Annotated in this window: 1 rRNA gene; it reads right to left on the reverse strand. The window is 50.8% G+C overall.

Annotated features, from left to right (window positions below):
* A 23S ribosomal RNA gene (locus tag HMPREF0381_RS13995) occupies positions 1-2,401 on the reverse strand; the annotation flags it as partial.

Genomic DNA, 2,401 nt, shown 5'->3' on the forward strand with positions numbered 1-2,401 from the left:
GTAGTCTTCAAGGGGTCTTAATACTTGCGTATGAGATATCCCATCTTGAGGGGGGCTTCACGCTTAGATGCCTTCAGCGTTTATCCCTTCCCGACTTAGCTACCCTGCTATGGAGTCACTCTCCAACAGGTACACCAGCGGTCAGTCCGTCCCGGTCCTCTCGTACTAAGGACGGCTCCTCTCAAATATCTTACGCCCACGCCGGATAGGGACCGAACTGTCTCACGACGTTCTGAACCCAGCTCGCGTACCGCTTTAATGGGCGAACAGCCCAACCCTTGGGACCTGCTACAGCCCCAGGATGCGATGAGCCGACATCGAGGTGCCAAACCACTCCGTCGATGTGAACTCTTGGGAGTGATAAGCCTGTTATCCCCAGGGTAGCTTTTATCCGTTGAGCGATGGCAATCCCACTTTATACCACCGGATCACTAAGTCCTACTTTCGTACCTGCTCCACCCGTCGGTGTCACAGTCAAGCTCCCTTCTGCCTTTGCACTCTTTGAATGGTTTCCGACCATTCTGAGGGAACCTTCGAGCGCCTCCGATACTCTTTCGGAGGCGACCGCCCCAGTCAAACTCCCCGTCTGGCATTGTCCCCCATCCGGTTGACGGATGCAGGTTAGAAATCCAGTAATACAGGGGTGGTATCCCAACGGCGACTCTGTATAAACTGGCGTCCATACTTCTTCGTCTCCCACCTATCCTGTACGAGTATTACCGAATCCCAGTACCAAACTGGAGTAAAGCTCCATGGGGTCTTTCCGTCCTGGCGCGGGTAACCAGCATCTTCACTGGTACTTCAATTTCACCGGGTGCATTGTTGAGACAGCGCTCAAATCATTACGCCTTTCGTGCGGGTCGGAACTTACCCGACAAGGAATTTCGCTACCTTAGGACCGTTATAGTTACGGCCGCCGTTTACCGGGGCTTAGGTTCAAAGCTTCGTTTCCTGACTTCTCCTCTTAACCTTCCGGCACCGGGCAGGCGTCAGCCCATATACTTCACCTTACGGTTTCGCATAGACCTGTGTTTTTGCTAAACAGTTGCTTGAGCCTTTTTTCTGCGACCACTCTACTAAAGTGGCACCCCTTCTCCCGAAGTTACGGGGTCATTTTGCCGAGTTCCTTAACAATGCTTCTCCCGCCGGCCTTAGGATTCTCTCCTCATCTACCTGTGTCGGTTTGCGGTACGGGTACATATAATACAATAGCGGCTTTTCTTGACGGCTCCCTAACCGACTTCCCTACTAACTTTCGGTACGCATCACGTCTTCCCTTTGTATGGTGGATTTGCCTCCCATACAGGTACTTCGCTTGCCCCGGTTTTTGTCCTCCCGGGTTCGGTTTCAGTCTCCGTGTCCCCACAGTTCTGATTATATGTAGTACAGGAATCTGTACCTGTTATCCATCGACTACGGATTTCTCCCTTGCCTTAGGCCCCGACTTACCCTGAGCAGATCAGCTTTACTCAGGAAACCTTAGATATTCGGCCAAGAGGATTCTCACCTCTTTCTCGCTACTCATTCCGGCATTCTCTCTTCTTATTACTCCACCACTCCTTTCGGTATGGCTTCTACGCTTATAAGAATGCTCCTCTACCAATGTATATAATACATTCCCGGGCTTCGGTGTTGTGTTTAGCCCCGGACATTTTCGGCGCAGGACCTCTCGACTAGTGAGCTGTTACGCACTCTTTTAATGTATGGCTGCTTCTAAGCCAACATCCTAGCTGTCTTTGAAATCCCACATCCTTTTCCACTTAACACACACTTTGGGACCTTAGCCGCGGGTCCGGGCTCTTTCCCTTTTGACTACCCAACTTATCTCGTGCAGTCTGACTCCCGTTAATCATCTATCCGGCATTCGGAGTTTGATATCTCTTGGTAGGCTTTGACGCCCCCGCAAAAATTCAGTGCTCTACCTCCGGTAGACTAATAACGAGGCTAGTCCTAAAACTATTTCGAGGAGAACCAGCTATCTCCGGGTTCGATTGGAATTTCTCCCCTATCCACACCTCATCGCCACCCTTTTCAACGGATGTGCGTTCGGTCCTCCATTCACTTTTACGCGAACTTCAACCTGGACATGGATAGATCACCCGGTTTCGGGTCTACACATACTGACTTATCTCGCCCTGTTAAGACTTGGTTTCCCTTCGGCTCCGTATCTTTAATACTTAACCTTGCCTGTACATGTAACTCGCCGGACCGTTCTACAAAAAGTACGCGGTTCACCTTTCGGTGTTCCACAGTTTGTAAACATAGGGTTTCAGGTTCTTTTTCACTCCCCTCCCGGGGTTCTTTTCACCTTTCCTTCACAGTACTATACGCTATCGGTCACTGACAGTATTTAGCCTTGGGGGGTGGTCCCCCCTGCTTCCCACAAGGTTTCTCGTGTCTC

This window comes from Lachnoanaerobaculum saburreum DSM 3986 (assembly GCF_000185385.1).
In the GTDB taxonomy this organism is placed as follows: Bacteria; Bacillota; Clostridia; order Lachnospirales; family Lachnospiraceae; genus Lachnoanaerobaculum; species Lachnoanaerobaculum saburreum.